Source organism: Streptomyces millisiae (assembly GCF_031845425.1).
Lineage (GTDB): Bacteria > Actinomycetota > Actinomycetes > Streptomycetales > Streptomycetaceae > Streptomyces > Streptomyces millisiae.
The window spans coordinates 417,701-437,434 of sequence record NZ_JAVREM010000001.1 but is presented as its reverse complement, the minus strand read 5'-3'; the positions used below and the strand labels follow the sequence as shown (position 1 = coordinate 437,434).

The 19,734-nt window shown below is 71.6% G+C and carries 21 protein-coding genes; 14 read left to right on the top strand and 7 right to left on the bottom strand.

Annotated elements, in window-relative coordinates; all coding sequences use genetic code 11:
* The first annotated feature begins 34 nt into the window (after window positions 1-34).
* Window positions 35-193 (top strand): hypothetical protein, encoded by a 159-nt coding sequence (locus RNC47_RS01870; protein WP_311594823.1) that lies wholly within the window; start codon window positions 35-37, stop codon window positions 191-193.
* 33 nt (window positions 194-226) lie between these two features.
* A complete protein-coding gene (locus RNC47_RS01865; RefSeq protein ID WP_311594821.1) occupies window positions 227-607 on the top strand; it encodes a DUF2255 family protein in 381 nt (126 codons plus the stop codon).
* A 202-nt stretch (window positions 608-809) separates the two neighbouring features.
* On the opposite strand, the gene RNC47_RS01860 is transcribed toward RNC47_RS01865, so the two are convergent.
* The gene (locus RNC47_RS01860) at window positions 810-1,373 is read right to left on the bottom strand and encodes a DinB family protein (protein ID WP_311594819.1); all 564 of its coding nucleotides are present in this window, start codon (window positions 1,371-1,373) and stop codon (window positions 810-812) included.
* 509 nt (window positions 1,374-1,882) lie between these two features.
* On the opposite strand from RNC47_RS01860, the gene RNC47_RS01855 reads away from it, so the two are divergent.
* Window positions 1,883-3,652, top strand: a complete 1,770-nt coding sequence (locus tag RNC47_RS01855) for an ABC transporter ATP-binding protein (protein ID WP_311594817.1) — start codon at window positions 1,883-1,885, stop codon at window positions 3,650-3,652.
* A 104-nt stretch (window positions 3,653-3,756) separates the two neighbouring features.
* On the opposite strand, the gene RNC47_RS01850 is transcribed toward RNC47_RS01855, so the two are convergent.
* Window positions 3,757-4,782, bottom strand: coding sequence for an NADP-dependent oxidoreductase (locus tag RNC47_RS01850; protein WP_311594816.1), 1,026 nt, complete (start codon window positions 4,780-4,782; stop codon window positions 3,757-3,759).
* Window positions 4,783-4,921: 139 nt separating this feature from the next.
* On the opposite strand from RNC47_RS01850, the gene RNC47_RS01845 reads away from it, so the two are divergent.
* The 3 genes from RNC47_RS01845 to RNC47_RS01835 all read left to right on the top strand — a co-directional run bounded on the left by RNC47_RS01845 (window position 4,922) and on the right by RNC47_RS01835 (window position 7,052).
* On the top strand, window positions 4,922-5,209 hold the full coding sequence (locus RNC47_RS01845; RefSeq protein ID WP_311594814.1) for an AfsR/SARP family transcriptional regulator: 288 nt from the start codon (window positions 4,922-4,924) through the stop codon (window positions 5,207-5,209).
* A gap of 40 nt (window positions 5,210-5,249) precedes the next feature.
* Complete coding sequence (locus tag RNC47_RS01840; RefSeq protein WP_311594813.1) at window positions 5,250-5,729, top strand: RrF2 family transcriptional regulator; 480 nt, start codon at window positions 5,250-5,252, stop codon at window positions 5,727-5,729.
* A 69-nt stretch (window positions 5,730-5,798) separates the two neighbouring features.
* Complete coding sequence (locus tag RNC47_RS01835) at window positions 5,799-7,052, top strand: MFS transporter (RefSeq protein WP_311594811.1); 1,254 nt, start codon at window positions 5,799-5,801, stop codon at window positions 7,050-7,052.
* A 37-nt stretch (window positions 7,053-7,089) separates the two neighbouring features.
* On the opposite strand, the gene RNC47_RS01830 is transcribed toward RNC47_RS01835, so the two are convergent.
* Window positions 7,090-8,283: an MFS transporter gene (locus RNC47_RS01830; RefSeq protein WP_311594808.1), complete on the bottom strand. Its 1,194-nt coding sequence runs from the start codon at window positions 8,281-8,283 to the stop codon at window positions 7,090-7,092.
* Window positions 8,284-8,350: 67 nt separating this feature from the next.
* Between RNC47_RS01830 and RNC47_RS01825 the strand changes: the two genes are divergently transcribed.
* Window positions 8,351-8,740, top strand: a complete 390-nt coding sequence (locus RNC47_RS01825; RefSeq protein ID WP_311594806.1) for a MerR family transcriptional regulator — start codon at window positions 8,351-8,353, stop codon at window positions 8,738-8,740.
* Between the two features lie 8 nt (window positions 8,741-8,748).
* Here RNC47_RS01825 and RNC47_RS01820 read toward each other — a convergent pair whose 3' ends face one another.
* Complete coding sequence (locus RNC47_RS01820; RefSeq protein WP_311594804.1) at window positions 8,749-9,273, bottom strand: hypothetical protein; 525 nt, start codon at window positions 9,271-9,273, stop codon at window positions 8,749-8,751.
* Window positions 9,274-9,452: 179 nt separating this feature from the next.
* Here RNC47_RS01820 and RNC47_RS01815 point away from each other — a divergent pair, with 179 nt between their 5' ends.
* The 4 genes from RNC47_RS01815 to RNC47_RS01800 all read left to right on the top strand — a co-directional run bounded on the left by RNC47_RS01815 (window position 9,453) and on the right by RNC47_RS01800 (window position 12,373).
* The gene (locus tag RNC47_RS01815; RefSeq protein WP_311594802.1) at window positions 9,453-10,499 is read left to right on the top strand and encodes a protein kinase family protein; all 1,047 of its coding nucleotides are present in this window, start codon (window positions 9,453-9,455) and stop codon (window positions 10,497-10,499) included.
* Between the two features lie 88 nt (window positions 10,500-10,587).
* Window positions 10,588-11,628 carry an LLM class flavin-dependent oxidoreductase gene (locus tag RNC47_RS01810; RefSeq protein WP_311594800.1) on the top strand — a complete coding sequence of 347 codons (1,041 nt, stop codon included), beginning with the start codon at window positions 10,588-10,590 and terminating at the stop codon, window positions 11,626-11,628.
* Between the two features lie 164 nt (window positions 11,629-11,792).
* Window positions 11,793-12,005, top strand: coding sequence for a hypothetical protein (locus tag RNC47_RS01805; RefSeq protein WP_311594799.1), 213 nt, complete (start codon window positions 11,793-11,795; stop codon window positions 12,003-12,005).
* Window positions 12,002-12,373: a fic family toxin-antitoxin system, toxin component gene (locus RNC47_RS01800; protein ID WP_311594797.1), complete on the top strand. Its 372-nt coding sequence runs from the start codon at window positions 12,002-12,004 to the stop codon at window positions 12,371-12,373. The genes RNC47_RS01805 and RNC47_RS01800 overlap by 4 nt, the downstream gene beginning before the upstream one ends.
* 126 nt (window positions 12,374-12,499) lie before the next feature.
* On the opposite strand, the gene RNC47_RS01795 is transcribed toward RNC47_RS01800, so the two are convergent.
* Window positions 12,500-13,675 (bottom strand): MFS transporter, encoded by a 1,176-nt coding sequence (locus tag RNC47_RS01795; RefSeq protein ID WP_311594795.1) that lies wholly within the window; start codon window positions 13,673-13,675, stop codon window positions 12,500-12,502.
* 187 nt (window positions 13,676-13,862) lie between these two features.
* On the opposite strand from RNC47_RS01795, the gene RNC47_RS01790 reads away from it, so the two are divergent.
* On the top strand, window positions 13,863-14,777 hold the full coding sequence (locus RNC47_RS01790; RefSeq protein ID WP_311594793.1) for a LysR family transcriptional regulator: 915 nt from the start codon (window positions 13,863-13,865) through the stop codon (window positions 14,775-14,777).
* Window positions 14,778-15,009: 232 nt separating this feature from the next.
* Window positions 15,010-16,602, top strand: coding sequence for a serine/threonine-protein kinase (locus RNC47_RS01785; RefSeq protein ID WP_311594791.1), 1,593 nt, complete (start codon window positions 15,010-15,012; stop codon window positions 16,600-16,602).
* A 43-nt stretch (window positions 16,603-16,645) separates the two neighbouring features.
* Here the strand turns inward: RNC47_RS01785 and RNC47_RS01780 are convergent, their stop codons facing one another.
* Window positions 16,646-18,040, bottom strand: a complete 1,395-nt coding sequence (locus RNC47_RS01780; RefSeq protein WP_311594789.1) for an EF-hand domain-containing protein — start codon at window positions 18,038-18,040, stop codon at window positions 16,646-16,648.
* Window positions 18,041-18,404: 364 nt separating this feature from the next.
* Here RNC47_RS01780 and RNC47_RS01775 point away from each other — a divergent pair, with 364 nt between their 5' ends.
* Entirely contained in the window at window positions 18,405-19,010 is a 606-nt protein-coding gene (locus RNC47_RS01775) for a hypothetical protein (protein ID WP_311594787.1), read from the top strand.
* Window positions 19,011-19,094: 84 nt separating this feature from the next.
* Here RNC47_RS01775 and RNC47_RS01770 read toward each other — a convergent pair whose 3' ends face one another.
* The gene (locus RNC47_RS01770; RefSeq protein WP_311594786.1) at window positions 19,095-19,583 is read right to left on the bottom strand and encodes a VOC family protein; all 489 of its coding nucleotides are present in this window, start codon (window positions 19,581-19,583) and stop codon (window positions 19,095-19,097) included.
* Window positions 19,584-19,734 lie beyond the last annotated feature (151 nt).

Genomic DNA, 19,734 nt, shown 5'->3' with positions numbered 1-19,734 from the left:
GGGTACCGGACGGCCGCCCGGAATACCTGCGGCGGTGCGGGGAGGGGACCTGAGCCGCCTCAAGCTGGACCGGGTCGACCTCTACCAGCTGCACCGGATCGCCCCGAAGGTGCCGCTCGCCGAGCAGGGCGTGCTGACGATGCGCGTCGGCCGGAACGCGCGGACGCGTCATTCTCGATTTCCCCGTGCGTGAGAGCACCACCTGACGAAAGGACACCCGATACAGATGACCGCCTGGTCCTCTGACGACATCGCCCGTATCGCGGCCACCGACGACCTCCACATCGCCCCCTTCCGGGCCGACGGGGTCACCTACGGCACCCTGACCTGGATCTGGTCCGTCGTGGTCGACGGACGCCTGTTCGTCCGCGCGTACAACGGCACGAACTCCCGCTGGTACCAGTCCGCGATGAGCCAGCACGCCGGCCGCATCACCGCCGCCGGCTCCACCTTCGAGGTCACGTTCGCCGCCGCGGACCCGTCCCTCAAGGACCAGATCGACGCGGCCTACCGCGACAAGTACGCCGGCAGCCCGTACCTGCCACCGATGATCGCCGGCGGCCCCCAGGCCGCGACCGTCGAGATCACCCCGCGCCAGGCCGCCTGAGACAAAACCCAGCAAGCCGTTCACAGAACAACGACTGGTAGAGCTCCGTCACGTACGGGACCGCCGGGCCTCCACGGTCGGCGGCGTGGGCCGACCGTGGAGGCAATAGGCCGCTGCGGCCCCGCCGCCCCAGCCGGCCCAGGCACCGCACCGCCGCAGGTCCACGTAGCTTTCCGAAGCTCGATCACCGGTTAACGGGCAGTCATATCCGGCGCGGCACGGCTCCGTCCTGCCAGCGGTAGAGGTCGCGCAGCAGGGAAATCTCGGCGCCGTGATGGATCAGCTCCCTGTTGACGTGCAGGACCCTGTTCTCCATGGGAAACCGCTCGGGACCCACCGTGGGCGGATGCTCCAGGTCAGCGTCCGAGAGCTCGCGGACCCCCGCGTTCCATCTCCCATACATCTCATCGAGCTGTTTCAGCGCCTCGTCAGCGGTTCCCGCGTAGGCGAATGTCTCGGAGTCGACGTCCTGACCGCCGAAGTACCATCCGACCCGATAGCCCAGGCAGGAGACGATGATGTGCGCCAGCCGCCAGGCGATCGTGGTCACCGGCGCCGGCACCGGGTCAGAGGACGCGGAGTCCATCGTCCACTCCCCCGAACCCGCCGACATCGGTGCGGGCGACGTGCCACGGGGGCGGATGCTCCAGCAGCCGCGCACCGGCTCCCAGAAGTACTCCTCATCGGTGAGACCGTCCAGCCGCGGCCGCAGGTTCTTCTGCCAGTACCAGTCCAGCTGGTCCGCGAGTCGCTCGCTTCGTGTCATTTCCGCACACTACACACAGCGGAGACCTGACAGCGCCCCTCGCGGACGCCGTCGCCGACGGCGTCGCAACGGCGCCCCGCTGTGGGAGGTCGCCGCCGACTCCGCGGCCCAGCGTGTCCACACGCAACAGCCGAACCCAGGCGTTCGGCATACCGGACGGGTTGGTCACCTCGCTGACCGACAGCTCCGCGGTGTAGCGATGCCCCGCCGGGGGGCGCACGGCCGTCCCGGGCACGCCGGGGCCGGGGAAAATCCTTGGACTCCCCCGGAGCCGGTACGGGAGACTGACTGGTCCCTGCCCGGTACTCGCATGTGTTTCCCGCCAGTACCGCTTGGCGGTCCGGCCCTGCCCGGACTCTGCAGGGCGCCCATGAGAGGGACCCACTCGACCGATACTCATCGCGGCCGGTTTTCCCCAGTCAAGTCACCGGTGGCGGGCCGCCGCACGACCGTACTGAGGTGGGATGGGAACGTCGCCTCCACACGAGAGTCAACCGCAGAGGGGTTCCATGCTCCTCGCCCTTCGCCATTACACGGGTGAGCTCGTCCGGCTCCGCCTGCTGGCCGTGCCGGGCATGCTGCTTCCGGCGTTGGGCACCATCGGCACCCACTACATCGCGCCGCTGATCGTCGCCAAACTCGTCGGCCACATCGCCGAGGGCGGCGCGACGTCCGTCGACGAGACCCTGCCCTATGTCCTCGCTTTCGCCGGTGTCCTGCTGCTGGCCGAGGCGTTGTGGCGGATCGGCATGCACTGCCTGAACCGGCTCGACGCGCTCGGCATCGAGCACCTGTACGTGATCGGCATGGACGAGCTGTTCAGCAAGGACGCCGCGTTCTACCACGACAACTTCGCCGGATCGCTGACCAAACGTGTGCTCAGCTTCGCGTCGCGTTTCGAGGAGTTCGTCGACACCCTGACGTTCTCCGTGCTGGGCAGCCTCGTTCCGCTGGCGTTCGGCTCGTTCGTGCTGTGGGGCTACGAACCGCTGCTCGTCGTCGGGCTCCTGACCGTGATCGCGCTGACGGCGCTGTTCGTGGTGCCCCTCATCCGCCGCCGGCAGGCACTCGTCGACCAGCGCGAGCAGGCCATCGCCCGGGTGTCGGGACACGTCGCCGACACGCTGATGAACATGGACACCGTCCGCGCGTTCGCTGCCGAGAAGCGTGAGGCCGCCGAACACCGTGCCCGTGTCGCGGAGTCGAGACGGCTGTCGCTGGCTTCATGGGACTACGGCAACCTGCGCATCGACGCGCTGGTCGCGCCGATGTCCGTGCTGGCCAGCACGCTGGGACTGGTGATCGTGCTCGGGCTCTCCGTGGACGAGCTCGGCGTCGAGGCGCTGGTGGTCACGTTCACCTACTACAGCAACGCGACCCGGCTCATGTTCGACTTCAACCGGATCTACCGCCACCTGGAGAACTCGCTGACGGAGGCCGGGCAGTTCACCGAACTGCTGCTGACGCCGCCGACCGTGGTCGACCCGCCGTCGCCCGAGCCGCTGAGGCCCCGGGACGCCGACATCCGGTTCGAGCGCATCTCCTTCACCTACCCGGGAGGCAGACCGCTCTTCGACGGACTCGACCTGAAGGTGCCCAGCGGGTCGCGGATCGGGCTTGTCGGTCGTTCCGGCGGCGGCAAGACCACCCTCACGCGGCTGCTGCTGCGGATGACGGATGTCGACGCCGGTCGGATCCTGATCGGCGGACAGGACATCAGCAGGCTCAGCCAGGCGGACCTGCGGAGCCAGCTCGCCTATGTGCCGCAGGACCCGGCGATGTTCCACCGCTCGCTGCGGGACAACATCGCCTTCGCCCGGCCGGACGCCACGGACGCCGACATCCGGCGCGCGGCAGACGCCGCGCACGTCACGGAGTTCGCCGACACGCTGCCGCAGGGCTTCGACACCATGGTGGGCGAGCGCGGTGTGAAGCTGTCCGGCGGACAGCGCCAGCGGGTCGCCCTCGCCCGGGCGATCCTGCGCGACGCCCCGATCCTGCTGCTCGACGAGGCGACCAGCGCCCTGGACTCGGAGAGTGAACTCCTGGTCCAGGAGGCGCTGTGGCGGCTCATGGAGAAGCGTACGGCGCTCGTGGTCGCGCACCGGCTGAGCACCGTCGCCGGGATGGACCGGCTCGTGGTCCTGGACCAGGGGCGGATCGTCGAGCAGGGCACGCACGAGGAACTGCTGGCGCTGGACGCCACCTACGCGAAGCTGTGGCAGCACCAGTCGGGCGGCTTCCTGGACGAGTCGGCCGTGCCGCTCATCCACGACTGACGCGGGAGCGACCGCGGGGCCACCGGTACTTTCCCGGTGGCCCCGCGGTCGCCCCGACCACCACGGCCGAGGAGCGCGAAGGCCAGGTGGATGACCTCGTCCCGTCAGCGCGCCCCGGTGCCGTCGAGGGAGACCAGCATCTTGCCGGTGTTGGCGCCGCGTAGCACGCCCAGGAACGCCTCGGGGGCGCGTTCGAAGCCCTCCACCACCGTCTCCCTGGTCCGCAGGCGGCCGTCGGCGAGCCAGCCGGCCGCCCGCGAGACGTAGCCGGGGAGTTGGTCCAGGTGGTCGGTGACCAGCACGCCCTGGAGCGTCAGCCGCTTGGTGACGATGTCGTACAGGTTGGTGGGACCCGGCGCCGGGTCGATGGCGTTGTACCCGCTGATCATCCCGACCAGGGCCGCCTGGCCGTGATTCTTCAGCGCGCCGATGGCCGCCTCCAGGTGCTCCCCGCCGACGTTGTCGACGTAGACGTCGATGCCGTCCGGCGCGGCCTCGGCCAGCTGCTCGGCGATGGGCCCTGCCCGGTAGTCGAGGGCCGCGTCGAACCCGAACTCCTCGGTCAGGATCCGGCCCTTCGCCGGCCCGCCGGCCGACCCGATCACCCGGCTCGCGCAGAACAGGCGGGCCAGTTGCCCGGCCACGCTGCCGACCGCGCCGGCCGCGCCGGAGACGAACACCACGTCGCCCTCCCGCACCGGCGCGATCTCGGTGACGGCCAGGTACGCCGTCAGCCCGGTCGGCCCCAGCGCCGACAGGTGGTCCTGCGGGCGGGCGGCCGAGACGTCCACGACGGGCGCGTCCGCCGCGTTCAGCAGCGCGTGCTCACGCCACCCCGCGAAGTGCGACACCGTCGCGCCCACCGGGACATCCGCGCTGCGGGAGGCCACCACCTCGCCGACCGCGCTGCCCTCCAGCGCCCGGCCGACCTCGAACGGCGGAATGTAGGACTCGCGGTCGTTCATCCGCCCGCGCATGTACGGGTCGACGGACATCCAGGTGTTGCGGACCAGGATCTGCCCCTCCGCCGGCTCCGGCACCCGGGTCGTGACCAACGCGAAGTTCTCCGGACCCGGCTCGCCGACCGGGCGGGACGCCAGCCGGAACTCACGACTCACGATCGCGCTCATCGTGCCGCTCCCCTCTCTTTCGTCAGGTTTCTCGCTTGCGCTGTCCCCGGCACGGTGTCGGAAGGCACTTCAGGTCCGCTCCAGGTGAGCTTCGGATCCGCCTGAAGGCGGCGTCAGGGCCGTTGGGTACGGTGCCCCTGTGCGTTTCGGGGTGCTCGGCCCGCTGGCCGTCTGGACGGAGGACGGCTCGCCGGTGCCGGTCCCGGAGGCGAAGGTCCGTGCGCTGCTGGCCGACCTGCTGACCTCCGAGGGGCGGCCGGTGTCGGTCGACCGGCTGGTGGCGGACCTGTGGCGGGAACGGCTGCCGCGCGACCCCGCCGCGGCGCTCCAGACCCGGGTCTCGCAGCTGCGCCGCGCTCTCGGCGACCGGACGTTCAGCACTGAATTCGCCCACGGCACCCGCCACCCCGCTCCCCCGGATCCCTGACCCGCCCGCCGCCCATTCGGGATGTGTAGTATCCCTGTTCATGTTGATGGGCGAGGGCGTCGAGTGGGGTCTGCACTGCTGCCTGGTGCTGGCCTGGCTCGACGATCGGGCGCCGATCGCCACCGGGCGGTTGGCGGAGATCTTCGAACTGCCGCCGGAGTACCTCAAGAAGCGCCTGCAGCCGCTGGTGCGCGAGGGGATCCTCGAGTCCACGCCTGGTGCGCGGGGTGGGTACCGCCTGGCGCGGGCACCGGAACGTGTCACGGTGCTGGATGTCGTGGCGGCGATCGAGGGGCGCGAGGACGCGTTCCGGTGCACCGAGATCCGCCAGCGTGGCTCCGGCGCCTCGGCGGCCGCCGCCGAGTTCGCCGAGCCGTGCGGAATCGCGAAGGTGATGCGCCGCGCGGAGATGGCGTGGCGGCGCGAGTTGGCCGCCCGGACGATCGCCGACCTGATGGCCGAGACACCCGCGGGTGCTCCGTCGCGGGTCCGCCGCTTCCATGAGCGCCTGACGACCTGAGCCGCCCGTCGACCACGACCGGGAACCACCCGGCCTCCGGGCCGGGTTTTCTTGAAAGGGAGAACCGGGATGCAAGACATCCCGATTGAGCCGGTCAGGGGACGTCCGGTCGCGGCCGAGACGACCACCGGACCGAACGGCCTCAGCCGCACCCTGATCCTCGCCCTCGGCACCTTCGCTGTGGGAACCGACGCGTTCGTCCTCGCGGGGTTCCTGCCCGACCTGGCCGCCGAACTCGACGTGCCGACGGCGACGGCGGGATGGGCGGTGACCGCGTTCGCCGCCGCGTACGCGCTCGGGTCTCCCCTGCTCGCCACCGCGACCGCGCGAGTGCCCCGCCGCGCGCTGCTGGTGACGGCCCTGATCGTGCTCGGCGTCGCCAACCTCGCCTCGGCCGTGGCCACCACGTTCTGGCTTCTGCTGGCCACCCGCGTCCTGGCCGCCGTCGGCGCCGCGGCCTTCACCCCCAACGCCGGCGCGGTCGCCTCGGCGCTGGTCCGTCCCGAGGCCAGGGCCCGGGCCCTGGCCGTCGTCGTGGGTGGACTGACGATCGCCACCGCGCTCGGCGTGCCGCTCAGTGACGTGCTCGGAGAGTGGCTGGGCTGGCGATCAGCCCTGGCGGCCGTCGCCGCGCTGTGTCTGCTCGCCGCCGCCGGCGTGGCGGCCTGGGTGCCCTCCGTGCCGGCCGGGCCGCGGATCCCGCTCGCCGCCCGGCTGTCGGTGCTGCGCAACCGGACCGTCGCCGCCACGCTCCCCCTGACCACGCTCGGCATGGCGGCCGCCTACGTCGTCTACGCCTACGCCGTCCCGGCGTTCGAGGCACTGGGCATCGCGCCCTCCTCGACCGCGTGGGTGCTGGCGCTGTACGGGGTCGGCGCGGTCGGGGGCAGCCTGTCGTCCGGATATGTCACCGACCGGTGGGGGGCGACCCGCCTGCTGACCGTCGGCTACCTGGTCATGGCGGCTGCCCTGGCCATCATGGGCGCCCTGGCCGCCACCCACGCCCAGGTGGCGTCCCTGGCCGGACCGCTGGCCGCGGCGTGGGGCGCGGCCAGTTGGTGCCAGACCCCCGCCCAGCAGCACCGGCTCATCGAGGCGGCGCCCCAGGAGGCCGGCCTTGTGGTGGCGCTCAACGCCTCGTGCATCTATCTCGGCATCGGCGCGGGCACCCTCCTGGGCGGGATCGCCATCGGCAGAGGTGCCGGCACCATGTACTTCCTCGGTGCCGCCCTGGCCGCCGCCTCGGTCGTCTACCTGCGCGCCACCGCCAAACGTGTCACCCCGGGGCCGCTCGCCCCGGTGCCAGCGTCCGGGCGCCCCTGACTGACCACGAAGGGTCCACCCGCGGAGGAGGCCCCGGTCAGACGGTGGTGCGCAGGTCGCCGTCGGTGGGTCGCGTGGACCGTTCCTCGTGGGGAGTGCGGGGCAGGACGAGGTGGGTGAGGGCCAGCCCGGCGAGGCTGAGCGCGGCGCCGGCCAGCCCGGCCCAGCGCAGGGCGTCCGCCGCGACGATGAGGCCGCCGAGGGCCGAACCGGCGGCGGCACCGAGGTTGAACGCGCCGACGTTCGCCGCCATGGCCAGGGTCGGTGCGTTGCCGGCATGGCGCAGGATCAACCCCTGTAGCGGCGCGATGGTGGCGGTGGAGAGGAGTCCGAGCACGAGGATCGCCACCACTGCGGTGGGCTGCCATACGGCGGCGAAGGGGAAGAGGAGCAGCGCTCCCGTCAGAGCGCTGAAGACCGCGCGCACGGTGGCGCTCATGGACTTGTCGGTGAGTCGCCCGGCGATCAGGTTGCCGAGGAAGCTGCCCGCCCCGTAGGCGAGTAGGAGCCCGGAGACCGTCGTGGTGGAGAAGCCCGACACCCGGGTCAGCAGTGGGGCGATATAGGTGAAGACCACGGCGACTCCGGAGAAGCCGACGGCGGTGGTGGCGATGGCCAGCAGGACCGGGCGGCGGGTCACCACGCGGACCTCCTCCCGCAGCCGCGTGGCGGGCGCCGCCTGTCTGGGCAGGACGGCCGCGAGGAGTACCACGCCCACCAGCGCGAGGCCGGTCAGCGCGATGAACGGGGCCCGCCAGCCGGCGCGTTCCCCCAGGAGCGCGCCCAGCGGCACACCCAGCAGCGTCGCGACGGTGAATCCGGAAGCGACGGCGGAGATTGCCGTTCCGGCCCTCTCCCGTGGCACCACGCTCGTGGCCATCACCAGTGCCAGGGCCAGGAACGCGGCATGGCTGAGCGAGGAGACCACGCGCCCCAGTAGCAACAGTTCGAAGGTCGGGGCGGCGGCGCTGATCGCGCTGCCCACCGCGAACAACAGCATCAGGCACATCGCCAGCGCCTTGCGGGGCACCTTGATGGTGGCCGCGGCCACGACGGGCCCGCCCAGCACGACGCCGAGGGCGTAGGCGGTGACCGCCTGTCCGGCCGTGCCCACGGACACGTCCAGGTCCGCTCCGACCTGGGGCAGCAGCCCGGAGATCAGGTATTCCGACGTGCCGACGACGAAGACGCTCACACACAGGGAGGCGAGCGTCGCGAAGCTTCCTCTCATGACGCGGACGCTAAACTCTCACACCGATGTGAGAGTCAAGTCGCGTTGTCGAGGGAAGGGGCGATGGATGCGTATCGGCGAGCTGTCGCGGAGAACCGGCGTCCACGAGCGCCTGTTGCGCTACTACGAGGAGCAGGACCTGCTCCACCCGGAACGGCGTCCCAGCGGCTACCGGGACTACCACGAGGACGACGTCGACGCCGTTCGCCGCATCCGAAGCCTCCTGGCCGCCGGCCTGAACACCGCCACGATCGCCACCATCCTGCCCTGCCTGCGGGACACCGGCGAGGGCCTGGTTCCCACGTGCTCGGACCTGCTGGCCGACCTGCACCGGGAACGCCACCGGATCGCCCAGTCGATCAGCGACCTGCAGACCTCCCTGGGCGCACTCGACAAGGTGATCGCCGCGGCCCCACCCGAGGTCACCCGCCGAGCGCTCGCCGCGCTCGACGACTGAGACGGGCGTCAGCCGGCGGGTTCGATACGGAGCACCGCGGCGCTGCCGAGAGCTTCGACGACCTCCAGGCTCATGGCCTCGTTGATCGTCGCGACGGTCCCCTCGTCGCAGCTCAGCCCGACACCGCCGCCGCCCGCTGACGACACGCCGCCGCCACCGGAACAGCCCGAGACGCTGTAGCCCGAGCCCGTCAGCGGCGCGACCATCTCGACCGTGCCGTCGCTGATCGCCGTCACCTCGATCGGCCCGAGACCGTACGTTTCCGGCACCGCCACGACGTCCCCCACGGCGACCTCGATCTCGCACGTCCCGTCAACACACGGCCCGGTCGGCGATGGCGACGGCGTGGCCGGCTCCGTGGGAGTCGGCGCGGGGTCGGATGCCCGCGCCCCGGAGTCGGACCCGCTGGACTGCTCCTCGGGGGGTGCTCCGTCCGAAGGGTCCGAGGAACATGACGTGAGCGCGGCGAACACGACGGCGACAACCGCACCGACGACCGCGGTGGATGACGTTCTACGCATCATGGTCGCCATGGAACCACCCTCGCTCGGGACCCCTCCCGGGCCTTGTCCTGGGCGGGGGCGCCGCCGGCGGTGACCAGGGCTCCGGCGTCTCCGCTGTGAGAGAGTTGCGGCGGCCCCGCCCGGGTGCCTGGCGAAGTGGCTGCCCGACAGGCGGGGGCCGGGTTGGAGGCGACGTGGAGCGTCCTGACATGTCCCGCGGTGCTCGGCTGGCCGCCTACGGTGCCGCTTCCACGTCGCTGGCGTTGCGGAGCGATCGCCGACTGAACGAGCTCGTGGACGCCGCCACACCGATGGGCTCCGGCATCGGCGGCAAGACCGTGCTGCTGGAGGTCGACGGAACCCCGGTCTTCGTCAAGCAGGTGCCCCTGACCGACCTGGAGCGACTGCCGGGGAACACGCACTCCACGGCGAACCTGTTCGACCTGCCGGACTTCTGCCACTACGGCCTCGGCACCATAGGCAGCTCGGGGTTCGGAGCCTGGCGGGAGCTGGCGGTGCACATCATGACGACGAACTGGGTGCTCGCGGGCGACCACGAGGGCTTCCCCCTGATGTACCACTGGCGGGTGCTGCCAGGGCACGGCCAACCACTTCCCGAGGACCTGGCCGACGTGGAGAGAGCTGTCGCCTACTGGGGAGGCGGACCGGCGGTGCGCCGCCGGATCGAGGCTCTCCAGCAGTCCTCGGCGAGCCTGGCGCTGTTCCTGGAGTACATCCCGCAGAACCTGCACGACTGGCTGGGGACCCAGATCGGCGCCGGGGAGGAGACAGCCGAGCGCGCCTGCGCCATGGTGGAGAACGAGTTGGAGACCGGCATCTCGTTCATGAACGACCACGGGCTGCTGCACTTCGACGCCCACTTCCAGAACATCCTGACCGACGGCCGGCGCCTCTTCTTCGCCGACTACGGCCTCTCGATCTCCTCCCGCTTCGAACTCGCCCAGGACGAGGTCGACTTCTTCGAGCAGCACCGCACCTACGACCGGTGCTACGCCGTCACCCATCTGGTGAATTGGCTGGCCGTCGCTCTCTACGGGTACGAGCCGGAAGAACGCCGAGCGTTCGTGCACGCCTGCGCCCGGGGGGTGACGCCTGGGGACGTTCCGGCGGCGGTCGCGGCAGCGCTCGTCCGGCACGCGCCGGTCGCCGCGGCGATGGGGGACTTCTATCGCCGCTTCCAGCGGGAGAGCCGGGCGACTCCCCACCCGTTGGAGGCGATCCGCCGGCTCGGCTGAGCCTTCCGCACAGGCGCCCTGGGGGTCGGTGCCAGGACCTGTCATGCTGAGCGAGTTCGACTCGGTCCTCGCGCCGTGGAGGGTATTGATGCGTGCCGGCGTCGTGGTCACCGCGCACCCCGGTGTGGAGGATCTCGCCCGGCGGGCGGAAGAGTTGGGCCTGCACAGCTTCTGGGTCTACGACAGCCCGATGGTCCACGGCGACCCCTTCGTCGCCCTGAGTCTCTGCGCGAAGGCCACCAGCCGCATCAGGCTCGGCATCGGCGTGACCTCGCCGGCGCTGCGCTCGGCCCCGGCCGCCGCGAGCGGGCTCGCCAGCCTCAACGCCCTTGCCCCGGGCCGGATCATCTGCGGGGTCGGTACGGGAAACACCGCCCGACGCACCCTGGGGATGCGGCCGACCACGGCGGCCACGCTGGAGCACTTCACCTCCGCACTGCAGGATCTGTGCGCCGGACGTACGACCGAGCATCGCGAAGGTGACCGGATCCGCGACATCCGGTTCCTGCACACCGGCGGGCACGCGAACACCACCGACCCGATCGAGTTCGTCGTGGCAGCCCTCGGCCCGAAAGCCGCCGCCGTCGCCGGCCGCCGTGGCACCGGCCTCATCTCCTTCGGCCTGCTGGACCCGACCGCCTGGCACGCGCTGCACGACGCTCGCCGCCATGCCGCCCAGGACACACGCGGCAACCCCGACTCCTACCTGGTCACCGCGCTGCACATCCTCGGCGTGGGCGAGGACCCACACGGCGACGCGGCCCGGGACGCGACCGGCCACCTCGCGCTGTCACTGCTGGCGTACGCCGCCGACACACCCGCCTTCGCCGAGCAGCTCGGCCCTGAAGAGCGCGAGGCGGTCCGGCGACTGCTCGACCGGCGCGGCACCACCGCCACCGCGCCGGACCGGTACACCAAGCTCTACCCCAACTACCTCCTTCGCATCGCGCCGCAGGACCGGGACCTGGTCCTGCCCTCGCTGATGAACAGCCTGGCCCTTGTCGGCACCCGTGACGACCTCAGGGCCCGCGTCACCACCCTGGAACAGGCCGGCATCGACGAACTGCTCATCCAGCCGGTGATCGACCCGCCCACCGAGATGGCGCAGCTCGCGCAACTCCTCAGCTGAGCGGGGCTGCTGGAGGTGCTGCCCTGCTCGCGTACCGAGTCGCCGGCCGGCGCGTGCGCGCGGCTGCCAGGTGGGGACCACGTCGGCGCGGCCGCGCTGACGATGCGCCCGCTGTCGGCCATCGCCCGCTACCGGCCTCTGCTACCAGGTGATAGCTTCCTTTCATGGCGAAGACCCAGATGAACCTCCGGCTGAAGGAGGACGCGGCCGAGATGGCCCGGCAGGCCGCGGAGACCCGGCACCTGCCCGTGAACGAGTACGTCGAGCAGTTGATCCGGGCGGACAACGAGAAGCTCCGCGAGACCTTCCTCGCCGGCGCCCAGGAGGTCCTGGACGGCTACGGAGACCTCATCGACCAGATCGAGGACGCCGCGTGATCCTGCACGTCGACCTCTCCTGGATCCTCGAGGTCGCCCGCCGCGCGGGCCAGGACGACCCGGCCCCCGACGACTACGGCGTGCCGATCGCGGCCGTCGAGCGGCACCGCGCCGTGCTCGCCGGTCAGGACGTCTACCACGGCGTCTACGCCAGGGCCGCGGCGCTCGCGCACACCCTGGGCCGGCTCCGATGGCTGGAGCGCTCCAACCTCCGCGTGGCCATCGCGGTCGCCCACGGCTACCTGGTCGCCTCCGGCATCGACGCCAAGCTCACGCAGGAAGGCGTCACCGCTCTCGCGACCGAACTCAAACAGGATGCCGCCACCGCGGCGTCCGTTGCCGCCATCCTCCGCGACTGGTCGGCCTGAGCAGCCGAGCGTCTCCGGCAGCGCGGCGTCAACATGATCAGCGATGGCGTGCCCCGCGCGGCACTGCGTGGCCGCCCGTCACATGCCCCGCTGCCGGCGGTTTGGAGGCGGAGGCCCGGACTTCGCTCATCGACGGCGCAGCAGGCTGGTGCTCACCGCGGTGTTCATCATGAGGAGGGCCGCGGTGAAGCCGAGGAGGGCGACGGGGTCGCTGACGAACCGGGTCGCGAGGCCCACTCCGACGACGGGCACCGCCAGACCGATGTAGGCCGCCAGGAAGAGGCCGGCGAGCGCCTCGCCGCGGGCCCGGTGGGGAGCCACCGAGGCCACCGTGGCGACGGTCCCCCTGAACAGCGTTCCGGCTCCGGCGCCGGTTGTCACGCCGGCGACCAGGAAGAGCCCGAGGTGGGGCAGCCACACCGCGGCCGTGATGCCGACGATCCCCGCACTCATCAGCACCAGGCCGCTCGCCAGCTGCTGGCGCGCGGTCAGCCGCGTCAGCGCGACCTGGGTGGCCGCCGCGGTGCCGAAGACCAGGAAGGTCACCAGGCCGGCGAGCACCCGCGAGGGGTGGTGCATCGTGCCGGCGACGAAACCGGGGGCCAGGGAGGTGAACAGGCCGAGCACCGAGAAGGCGGCGAGCGCTGCCGCGGCCGCGGCGAGGTACAGCGGGCGGGAGGCGGCCGGCACCTTCACCCGCTGCGGCCGGTACGGGGGCCGTTCCTCGGCCAGTTCGACGGTCTCGGGCACCAGGGCGACCCCGACGGCGCTGAGCACGAGCAGGATGAGGAAGACGAGGTAGGGCGTGCGCAGCGGGTCGGCGACGTACTGTGCGAGCAGGCCGGACACCAGCGGTCCGACCGCGAGGCCGCCCAGGTTCGCCGCGGTGGCCACCACGTCGGACCTGGTCCTGTCGGTGGTGGGGCGCGCCGTCAGGTGCAGTTCGGCCAGGTGCGCCGTGGCGGTGGCGGTGATCATGCCGACGCCGAGCCCGGAGACGACCCTCGCCAGGATCAGGACGGGCAGCGACGTGGACGACAGGAACAGCGCCGCCGAGGCCGCCTCGAGCAGGACGGCGGGGAGCAGGACCCGCCGGCGTCCCAGCCAGTCCGAGACGTGTCCGGCGAGGAAGAGGCTGACCACCACGCCGAGGGCGTACATGGCGAAGACCACGGTCACCGTGAAGGTGGAGAGCCCGTCCTGCCGCTGGTAGAGCGCCCACAGCGGGGTCGGCACGGTCGAGAACGCCATGGCGGTCAGGAAGGCGGCCGCGATGAGCCAGAATCCCGCGCCATGGCTCACGGTTCCGCTCCCGGACCGGGGCCGAGGCGCCGCGTGGTGGCTCCGGGGACCGGCCACGCGTGGCTGAGTGGTGATGGACATCCGCTGCTCCCGTTCACTGTTGTTGAACCTAGAATCAGTCCGGCATAGCGATCGCGTCCAACACATGTCCTTGCTCGGATCGATCATTGAATGCGATTGTTGTCGGGTGGAGCTGCGTCACCTCGAGTACTTCCTCGCCATCGCCGAGGAGTTGAACTTCACCCGGGCCGCCCGGCGGCTGCACGTCGCCCAGTCGGGCATCTCGGCCGCCGTCCGCAGCCTGGAGCGCGAGCTCGGCGCTCCCCTGTTCGAGCGCACGTCCAAGCGCGTGGCCCTCACCGACGCGGGCACGGCCCTGCTGCCCGAGGCGCGCAACACGCTCGCCGCGGCGCGGGCGGCGCGCGACGCCGTCGACCAGGTGCGTGGCGGCCTGCGAGGCACGCTCACCATCGGCACCCTGACGTCCGTCGACATCCTCGATCTGCCCGGCCTCTTCGGGCGGTTCCACGCCGAGCACCCCGAGGTCGCGATCCGCCTTCAGGCGGCCCCGAGCGGTTCGGCCGGCCTCGCCCAGGCGCTCGTCGCGGGCACGCTGGACGCCGCCTTCCTGTCCTTCCCCGGGCCCGCGCCCGCCGGACTCACCGTCAGGACGCTCGCGTCCGTCCCGATGCTCGCCCTGCTGCCCGCCGGTCATCCCCTGGCGGGCCGCGCCGAGCTCGACCTGGCCGACCTGGCGGCCGAGCCCTTCGTCGACTCGCCCGTCGGATACGGCAACCGCGCGGTCGTCGACCACCGGATGGCCGCGGAGGGGCTGAACCGCCACGTCAGCATCGAGGTGGCCGACATCCGCACCGCGGCCGACTTCGTCCGGCAAGGGCTCGGCGTCGCCGTGCTGCCGTCCTTCGCGATCCCCACGGCCGACCCGCGCCTGGCCGTATCACCGCTGGCCGGCGCCACGTCACACTGGACGCTGCACATCGCCACGTCCGCGACCCGCCGTCCGAGCGCCGCGCTCCGGGCGTTGCTCGCCCTCGTCGACCGCTACGTCCGACTCCCCGGTGCCGCCGACACGTTCGGCTGAGCGGGAGGGGGTGTCCAGGCGGACGTGGTTGACGATGGCGGGCGGGCCTTCGACACCGGTCAGAGGAGCAGGGGCTGCCAGGACAGGGCGTGCCGCCGGTTGTCGTCGTCCGCGGCCCAGCTGGCGATGACGCGGGCAACGGGTTCGGCGCCCACGCTGGGGGTGGGTGCTGTAGCCGAACTGATTCAATCGCAAGGTTGACCGGTTTCCGCCCGTCGCTAGATTTAGCGCCGTGCCAGCGCCTCTGAACGCCGAAGACCCCACCACCATCGCCGGATACCGGCTCACCGCCCGCCTCGGCGAAGGCGGCATGGGCAAGGTGTACCTCTCCCACACCCCCGGCGGGCGACCCATCGCCCTCAAGGTGATCCGACCAGAAGTCGCCGGCGACCCCGAGTTCCGACGCCGCTTCCGACAGGAAGTACAAGCCGCCGAACGAGTCCAGGGCCTCTACACCGCCCCCGTCATCGACAGCGACACAGACGGACCCCAACCCTGGCTGGCCACCGCCTACGTCCCCGGCCCCTCCCTCCACAACGCCATCCGCGAACACGGCCCCCTCCCCCTCCAGGCCGCCGCCAGAGTGGTGGCCGGCATCGCCGAAGCACTCCAGGTCATCCACGCGGCCGGCGTCATCCACCGCGACCTCAAACCCTCCAACGTCCTGCTCGCCTCCGACGGCCCACGAGTGATCGACTTCGGCATCGCCCGCGCCGCCGACGCCACCTCCCTCACCCGCACCGGCGTCACCGCCGGCACCCCCGCCTTCATGGCACCCGAGCAGGCCATGGCCCAACCGGTGACACCGGCGGCCGACATCTTCGCCCTCGGCCTGATCGCCGTCTTCACCACCGCCGGCTCCCCACCCTTCGGAGACGGCTCCTCCCCCGCCGTGCTCTACCGCATCGTCCACGAACAACCCGACATCTCCGCAGTACCCACGGAGCTGCGCGAACTCGTCACCCGCTGCCTGGCCAAGAACCCGGCCGACCGCCCCACCCCGGCCGAGGTCGTGGCCATGTGCCGCCCATTGGCCGGAGACGCCACACTGCCAGCCCACGGCTGGCTACCCCCCGCCCTCAGCGCCGAGATCGACCACCACGCCGCCACCGTCACCTCCCTCGCCGCCCAACCGGCCCCACCGCCAGCGGCGTTCCACGCCACCGCACCCACCACACCCCCCTACACCCCCGCGCCACCGCCGCGCCGACGCGGACGGAACGCCCTCCTCGCGGCATTGGCGGTCTGCGCGGTGGTCGCCGGCGCGGTCATCGGCGCCACCCTGCTCAACGGCGGCAACGACGAGAACCCCACCAACAACGACGCCGCGGGCGACGAGACGTCCCAGACGCCCACCGACCAGGAGACCACCCCGGCGGAGGAGGAAACCGAGACCACCCCCTCCGAGCCCACCTCCGAACCGCCGGCCGAACCCGAACCGGTGACGTACGAGGACCTTTCCATCTCGGACTACTACGTCATCTCGCTGTGGGAGGACCCGCCCAGGCCGGTACGTGCGGAGGCCGGGCCAGGCTACGAGGGCGACCTCGGGTACTCCGGATCGGACTTCATCCTGGAGCCTCGTCTGCTGACCAGCGGCGACAACACCCTCGCCCTGCTCCGGCAGGACGAGACCGGCTCGCTCGACACCTGCCGCTCGGTGACCCGATACACCGACGTGCTCGTCATCGAGGAGGAGGCGCCGCCCGGCTCCGAGATCTGCCTGACCACCACCGCGGGAGACATCGGCCTGATCACGGTCAAGGACTACACGACCGAGTACGTGACCATCGACCTCACCGTCTGGCGCGGCGGGGCCCAGTAGAACCACCGCACGCCCGCCGGCGGTCGGCGGGCGGCTGGGACGCCTAGGGCCGGCCGAACATGTGGGTGCCGGGGGTGGTCGCGGTGCGAGCGGTGAAGTAGTCCGTGAACGCCTGGACGAACTCCCGCTCCGTGATCTGGCCGTCCCCGTCGGCGTCCAACTCGCGGAATCCCTGGTTGAGCTCGGCCGGGTGGACCCGGGTGCCGCCGAACAGCGTGCGGTACTCGTCGGCGCACAGGTGTCCGTCGCCATCGGTGTCCGCGGCACGGAACATCGCTCGGACCGCGATGTGCAGCCCCTTGGCGAGCTGGTCGGGGTCCCGGTCGACTCCGGCCATCGCGGCCGCCACGAACTCCTCCCGGCCGATCCGCCCGTCGCCGTCGGCGTCCATGGTCTCCTCCAGGTGCCGCCACCACGTGTCGAAGGCGGCGTGGACCTCGGCCTCGCGTTCGGCCGTCAGCTCCAACGGCCAGCAGACGTTGTGCGCCATGGCCCGCAGGTCGGCGACGCCGATGAAGCCGTCTCCGGTCTGATCGAGGACCTGCCGGAAGAACGTGTCGAGGCGGACCGGGCGGGTGTCACGGCGGCGCGGGCGGCCGGCCCTCCGTGGACGCGTGGGGGCGGCGGGCGTCGGGGTCGCCGAGAGACGGAAGCGCCACCGGTGCGGCAGCCGGGTCATGACGTGCCGCGCTCCGTGGTGCACGGCCCAGGACAGCAGGGCCGCGCCCCGGCCGCTGCGCAGCCCGAACCGCTCCCGGAGGGCGGGGGGCAGGTCCGCGACGGTCAGCGTCGTCACCAGCCGGGCGATCAGCACCCGCAGCACCGGCCAGGCGGGCCCCACGAACCACAGGCGCCTGGGACGGGGCGCCTCGTGCAGGATCCCGGACAGCATGTACCGGAACTCCGGGCCGTCCGCCAGGCGTTCGCGGATGGTGCGGTCGATGTATCCGGGAACGTCCGCGGCGGTCGCCGGCCACAGCTCGTCCGGCAGGCCGAATTCCTTGCACACGCCGCGGAACTCGGAGTAGAGCCGGTCGAGTTCGGCGGGCGCGAAGGGATCGCCGGAGAGTGCGCGCAGCGCGGTCAACGTCTCGTAGAGGGTCACCAACACCCAGGTGCGGACCTCCGGGTCCTCGGCCGTGTACGCCCGGCCGGCCGGGTCGGTGCCGCGGATGCGGCGGTGTGTGCGATCCAGGCGGGCGACCTCGCGGCGCAACGCCTCTCGGTCGTGGAAGAACAGCCGGCGTCCGCTGTCCATGGTGTGCTCGACCCGTCGCCACGGATGTGCCCGGTACGTGGACCAGTCCGCCATCCCGGCGGCGACGACGGGATGCGCGGTCTGCAGGGTGAGCAACCGCCAGGCGACCAGGGCGATGCGTCGTTCCGCGAGGGTGTGCCGCAACAGGGAGTCGGTGAGGACCGGATGGCTGGCCGTCATGAACCCTCCAGGGGGTACGGTCGCGGCGCCCGGGGTGGTCACCACGCGCGCCGACCAACTCAAGCGCGCGCCCGGCCGCCCGTGTGATAGCCCCGGCTCAAACCACCCGTTCGAATGATTCAGGCGACGTGGAGGGAGGCGGCCCCGTCACGGTCGACGTCCGGTCCATCCGCCCGGCGGCCTGGCCGACGGGCGTGACGAGCAGCCGTCGTGTCAGGAAGAGAATTCGACGTGCACTCCCGCGCCAAGGGGTGATCTCATTCGGACGGTGGCGCTCCCGCCGGCCCCGGCTTCGGCCCTGGCGGTAAGCGACTACGGCTTGTGCGTCGGTGTAGGGATAGTGCCTGGCCAGGGAGGTGAACGGATGGGGCTGGACATCACCGTGGTCATGGTCGACTGGGGACGCCTGAACCGGGTGCCCGCCGGTGAGCGTGTCGAAGTGCTGATCGATACCGTCTGTCCGGACTTCTGTTGTGTTCCGTGCGCGGAGGCCGACGTGGCGGTGACGAGTGCTTGGGTGTGGCCCCGTGCGCAGGAGCAGCGGTGGTGCGCCGAGTACCGGTTCGTGCACACCACCGGGTCGTACAAGTGGCACTTCGAGTTGAGCAACGCCTGGGACGACATGCGGGAGTTCACCGACCCGGACTTGCGTGTCGCGCTGGACACGTTCCTGGGCGGCCTCGTGTGGGACGGGCCCGATGACGAGCCCGTGGTCACGGTGGGCGCCGACCCGTGGCACGCCCGATTGCTGCTGTTCCGCCCACCCGACGAGGTGCCGGCGCTGGCCCGGGCGTGGGAGCGGGCCGGGCCCCGACTGGAGGAGCTACGGGCGCCGTTCGCGGCCGAGGCGGCGGGCTGGGCGGGTCGGCCGAGGAGCTTCGACCACGCCGTCGCGCTGCTGCGTGAGTGGGCGGACGTGGTGGCGGAGGCCGATCGGCGCGGCTGGGGGCTGGTCGGGCTGCCCTACTGACGCGGGTCCATCCCGACGACGTCGCGCTCTGTCTCGAACTCGACCGGTTCCCCTTCGCCATGGTGGCGACCTTGACGGGCGGGGTCAGTCGGGCCGCCGGTCCCCCGGGCGGGTGTCGTTCTCCTTGCGGGCGAAGTGACCGTGCAGCATTCCGGTGGCCTGGCCGACCTCGATCAGGTAGCCGTCGGGGTCGCGCAGGTAGCAGCGCAGCTCGGCCTCCCGGTCGATGGGTGGGGTCAGGAACTCGGCGCCCTTGGCCGTCCAGTCCGCGTAGGTGGCCTGGATGTCCGCTACTCGGAGGTTCATGAAACTGGAGACCGTGTTTGAGCCGTCCGGGGGACGCAGGGTCACATCGGGCTTGTCGGGTGTGGGTCCGCCGCCGGGGTTCATGATGACCCAGCTGTTGGCGAGCTTGATGGTGCAGGGGTTCTCCGCCAGCACGATCTCTCCGCCCAGCACCTCGCTGTAGAACCGTCGCGACCGCGCCACGTCGCTCACGGTGAGGAAGAGGGTCATCGCCATGCCCTCGTTCGGCGCCGGGAAGGCATTGTCCCTGGACGGCTGCTGCGGCATGCGCGCTCCTTCCGCTCACGGGCCCGGCCGCGCCGCGAACGCGCTGGTCGAGTGCGCCGGGACGGGTGGGGGCACCCGATGTTGGCTCCAGCGTAGGTAAGCGTCGCGGGGCGGGCATCCGAGCGGGAGCGAGGCTTCGTCGCGCGGGTGT

What these genes read in the sequence shown, in the direction of transcription:
- RNC47_RS01865 (WP_311594821.1), top strand. Translation starts at nt 227, where the DNA reads ATGACCGCCTGGTCCTCTGACGACATCGCCCGTATCGCGGCCACCGAC.
- RNC47_RS01860 (WP_311594819.1), bottom strand. Translation starts at nt 1,373, where the DNA reads ATGACACGAAGCGAGCGACTCGCGGACCAGCTGGACTGGTACTGGCAG.
- RNC47_RS01855 (WP_311594817.1), top strand. Translation starts at nt 1,883, where the DNA reads ATGCTCCTCGCCCTTCGCCATTACACGGGTGAGCTCGTCCGGCTCCGC.
- RNC47_RS01850 (WP_311594816.1), bottom strand. Translation starts at nt 4,782, where the DNA reads ATGAGCGCGATCGTGAGTCGTGAGTTCCGGCTGGCGTCCCGCCCGGTC.
- RNC47_RS01840 (WP_311594813.1), top strand. Translation starts at nt 5,250, where the DNA reads ATGTTGATGGGCGAGGGCGTCGAGTGGGGTCTGCACTGCTGCCTGGTG.
- RNC47_RS01835 (WP_311594811.1), top strand. Translation starts at nt 5,799, where the DNA reads ATGCAAGACATCCCGATTGAGCCGGTCAGGGGACGTCCGGTCGCGGCC.
- RNC47_RS01830 (WP_311594808.1), bottom strand. Translation starts at nt 8,283, where the DNA reads ATGAGAGGAAGCTTCGCGACGCTCGCCTCCCTGTGTGTGAGCGTCTTC.
- RNC47_RS01825 (WP_311594806.1), top strand. Translation starts at nt 8,351, where the DNA reads ATGCGTATCGGCGAGCTGTCGCGGAGAACCGGCGTCCACGAGCGCCTG.
- RNC47_RS01820 (WP_311594804.1), bottom strand. Translation starts at nt 9,273, where the DNA reads ATGGCGACCATGATGCGTAGAACGTCATCCACCGCGGTCGTCGGTGCG.
- RNC47_RS01815 (WP_311594802.1), top strand. Translation starts at nt 9,453, where the DNA reads ATGTCCCGCGGTGCTCGGCTGGCCGCCTACGGTGCCGCTTCCACGTCG.
- RNC47_RS01810 (WP_311594800.1), top strand. Translation starts at nt 10,588, where the DNA reads ATGCGTGCCGGCGTCGTGGTCACCGCGCACCCCGGTGTGGAGGATCTC.
- RNC47_RS01805 (WP_311594799.1), top strand. Translation starts at nt 11,793, where the DNA reads ATGGCGAAGACCCAGATGAACCTCCGGCTGAAGGAGGACGCGGCCGAG.
- RNC47_RS01780 (WP_311594789.1), bottom strand. Translation starts at nt 18,040, where the DNA reads ATGACGGCCAGCCATCCGGTCCTCACCGACTCCCTGTTGCGGCACACC.
- RNC47_RS01775 (WP_311594787.1), top strand. Translation starts at nt 18,405, where the DNA reads ATGGGGCTGGACATCACCGTGGTCATGGTCGACTGGGGACGCCTGAAC.
- RNC47_RS01770 (WP_311594786.1), bottom strand. Translation starts at nt 19,583, where the DNA reads ATGCCGCAGCAGCCGTCCAGGGACAATGCCTTCCCGGCGCCGAACGAG.